The organism is Gemmata sp. (assembly GCF_051859125.1).
GTDB lineage: Bacteria > Planctomycetota > Planctomycetia > Gemmatales > Gemmataceae > Gemmata.
This window is the reverse complement of the sequence record NZ_JBHYGG010000172.1, coordinates 2,489-5,822: the sequence shown is the minus strand read 5'-3', so window position 1 is coordinate 5,822 and position 3,334 is coordinate 2,489. Positions and strand designations below refer to the sequence as shown.

1 protein-coding gene is annotated in these 3,334 nt (G+C 75.3%); it reads right to left on the bottom strand.

What is annotated here, in order from left to right; genetic code table 11:
- Nucleotides 1-188 precede the first annotated feature (188 nt).
- The coding region (locus ACTIGN_RS15840; protein WP_439625509.1) for an SDR family NAD(P)-dependent oxidoreductase at nucleotides 189-3,334 on the bottom strand (3,146 nt) is incomplete at its 5' end.

The following is a 3,334-nucleotide window of genomic DNA, read 5'->3' as shown; positions in this document are numbered from 1 at the left end:
GGCAGGCCGCCGGCCTGCCGGGACTTCGGCAGGCCGGCGGCCTGCCCCACGAGTTTTTGACCGCCCGTCCTAAATCCGTCGGCCCCTCCGGGGCGAAACGCACGGCCAGGGTCTTCCTCACCGGAGGGGCCGGCGTGTTAGCCCGGGGCGGGAGCCCTGGGGTGCAAGCGCGTCGGGTGCCCTTGTGCTCACGCCCGCGCGAGCTGGTTCTTGCGGAACGCCTCGTTGAGCGTCTTCTCCATGACGCACTCGTAGTCCTGCATCTGGGCGATCACCCGGCCGTCGGCGTCGAGGTAGTCGATGTCGGCGCGGGCGAACGTGCCGTCGTCGCGGCGGATGCGGATCACCACCCGCACCGGGCCGGCCGGGAACGCCTTGCGGTACTGGCGGTACCGGCCCGCGAAGCACGGGAGCGACGCCACGTCGTGCCGGGCCTGCGTCCACAGGATCATCATCTGGAAGCTCGCGTCGAGCACCAGCGGCTCGGCGATCCACGACGACCGGAGCGGCGCCAGGAACCAGTCGGCCGGGGTCGGGGCGGTCGCCGCGGTGCCGATGAACGCCGCGTCGGCCAGCCCCTCGACCCGCTCGATGCCGCGGAGCGCCGGGCCGTGGAACAGCATCTCGCGGTACGCCTGGGCGACCGAGAACCCGACCGGCTGCACCGGGGGCGGGGCGTCGGCCGGCGGCGCGGCCGGGGGCGCGGCGGCCAGCACGATCTCGGCCCGCGAGTGGACCACGTCGCGGCCGTCCCGCTTCTTGCCCCGCAACTGCACGGGCACCACCAGCGTCTTGTCGTGCTTCACCGCCTTGCCCGCGAACGCCCGGAGCACGGCCGGGTGGGCCGCGTCGATCTGCACCCCGCTCGTCACCCGCAGGTCGTTGAACCCGTGGAACAGCATCCCGGGGTTGCCGTGGATGGCCGCGTGCGCGAGCCACTCCAGGTGCAGCGCCATCGGCAGCACGGCCTTGCCGTCGAGGACGTGAGACTTCAGGATCGGGTGGGTGACCGCGTCCACGGTCCGCTCGAACGCGAGGGCCATCTCCAGCGGGGACGACCCGTTCGACAGGGCCGGCCCGCCGCGGCCCGGCGTCGGGGCCGAGACCAGCGGCGGCAGCGCCGTGACGCCCGACCCCGACCCGCTCCCCTGGCTCCGCGGCCGGCCCAGCGCGACCACCTCGACCGCCTTGCCGGCGCTGAGTTCCTGCACGAGGAACACCGCCCCTTCGAGCAGCGGGATCAGGCCGACCCCCTCGGACTCGAACACCTTGCGGAGGCCGGGCGTGACCATGCCCCCCTCCCACGGCCCCCAGTTGATCGCCACGACGCGGCAGTTCGGCCGGCGGCGCGATTCGACCTGGGCCGTCTTGTTCAGCACCTCGTTGGCGCAGGCGTAGGCCGCCTGCCCGACGCGGCCGAGCCGGGCGGTGGTGGAGCTGAACAGCACCAGCGCCTTGAGGTCGTCGCTCCCGACCGCGGCGAGGACGTTCCGCAGCCCGTCCACCTTCGTGGAATAGACCCGGTCGAACTGCTCGGGGGCGAGGTCGTCGATCCGCTTGTCGGCCAGCACGCCGGCCCCGTGGACGACGACGGTGACCGGCCCGAACTCGGCCCGGACCCGCTCGAGCAGCCCGGCGACCGCGGCGGCGTCGGTGACGTTCACCGGGTGGTAGGCGGCCTTCGCGCCGGTCTGGGCGACGCGGTGGAGCGTCTCGCGGACCTCGCGGGCGGCGGTCAGCTTGGCGTAGAACTCGCCGACCGCCCGCGGCCCGCCCTCGGCCCCGACGAACGCCGTGATCGCCCGCTTCAGCTCGGCCTCCTCGGTGAGCCCGACGGCCCACTCGGGCTCCGGGCCGGGGGCCGGGGTGCGGCCGGTGAGGACGAGCGTGGCCCCGTAGGTCTCGGCCAGCGACACCGCGACCTCGGCCGTCACGCCCCGGGCCCCGCCGGTGACGAGGATCACGTCCTTGCGGCCCAGCTTGATGAGCTGCCCGGCCGGCCGCCGGGCCGCGACCGCGAGGTCGAGCGAGCACCGGTGGGTCGCCGACACACCCACCTCGGTCGGGCCGAACAGTAGCGCCTCTTCGACGACGGCCGCGGCCCCCTGCGCGACCGACACCCCCGGCGACAGGTCGATGACCTTGCAGGACACCTCGGGCCACTCGTGCCGGGCCGTCTTGACCAGCCCGGCGAGCCCGCCCGCGGTCGGGTCGGCGTCGGGGGCCAGGTTCGCGAGGCCGAACGCCCCGTCGAGCCGGGCGACCGCGACGAGCACGGCCGCCCCGGTCCCGGGCCGGGCGGCGTGCCGGAGCCGCGGCCCGGCCAGCTTCACCCACTCGAACGCCCGCCGGTTCAGCCCCGCGTCCGGATCGACCGGGGCGAGGAGCAGCAGGCCGACGAGCCGCTCGGGCCGCTCGGCCGGGAGCGGGTCGGCCCACGCGAAGGCGTGCGGGGCGAGGCCGCGGGCGGTGAGGGCGGCGACCACCGTCTCGGTCAGCGCGTCGGGGCCGCCGACCACCCAGACCTCGCCGCCGGACGCGAGGTCCACGGCCTTTCGCGGGGCGGCCGCGTCCAGGTCCACCGGCTGGAGGATGCTCCGGTCGATCCGGTCGGCCCCGACGAGCCCGATCGACTGCGGCACGGTCCGGGGCCCCGGGAGCTTGGTCACGTCGGTCCGCTTCTTCGCCGCCGGGCCGGGGTCGGCCGGGTCGAGCTTCACGGTGCGGAGCCGCTCGTCCTCGGTCAGGGTGGCCGGGGCCGGTTGCGGGGCCGCCGCGGGCATCGCGGTCATCTCCTGCGAGTCGGACAGCACCGCCGCGCCGTTGGCGGGGCCGGCGATGAAGTGGGCGACGTCTCGGAGCGTGTGCAGGGTGCCCAGGTGCTCGGGCTTGACCACCGGGGCGTCCGGGAGCCGCTCCTGGAGCGTCGACAGGATCTCCACCCGCTTGATCGAGTCCACCCCCAGGTCCCCGTCCAGCGACAGCGACAGGTCCAGGCTCTCCACCGGGTACCCCGTCTTCTCCGACACCACCGAAAGCAGCACCTGGGCCACGTCGTGGCCGTGGTGGGCCGCGGGGGCCGCCGCCATCCGCGCCGTGGCGGCCGTCTTGATCGTGGCCGAGTGGCGGGGCTTGTTGATGACCAGGGTGCGGACCGACGGGTCGTCGCCGGCCGGTGCGTCGCCGAGGCCCACGTCGGCCGACGAGCCGGTCCCGCCCGCGGGGCCGTTGGCCGCGGCCCCGTTACCGCCGGGGCCGGCGATGAAGTGGGCGACGTCGCGGAGCGTGTGCAGGGTGCCCAGGTGCTCGGGCTTGACCACCGGGGCGTCCGGGA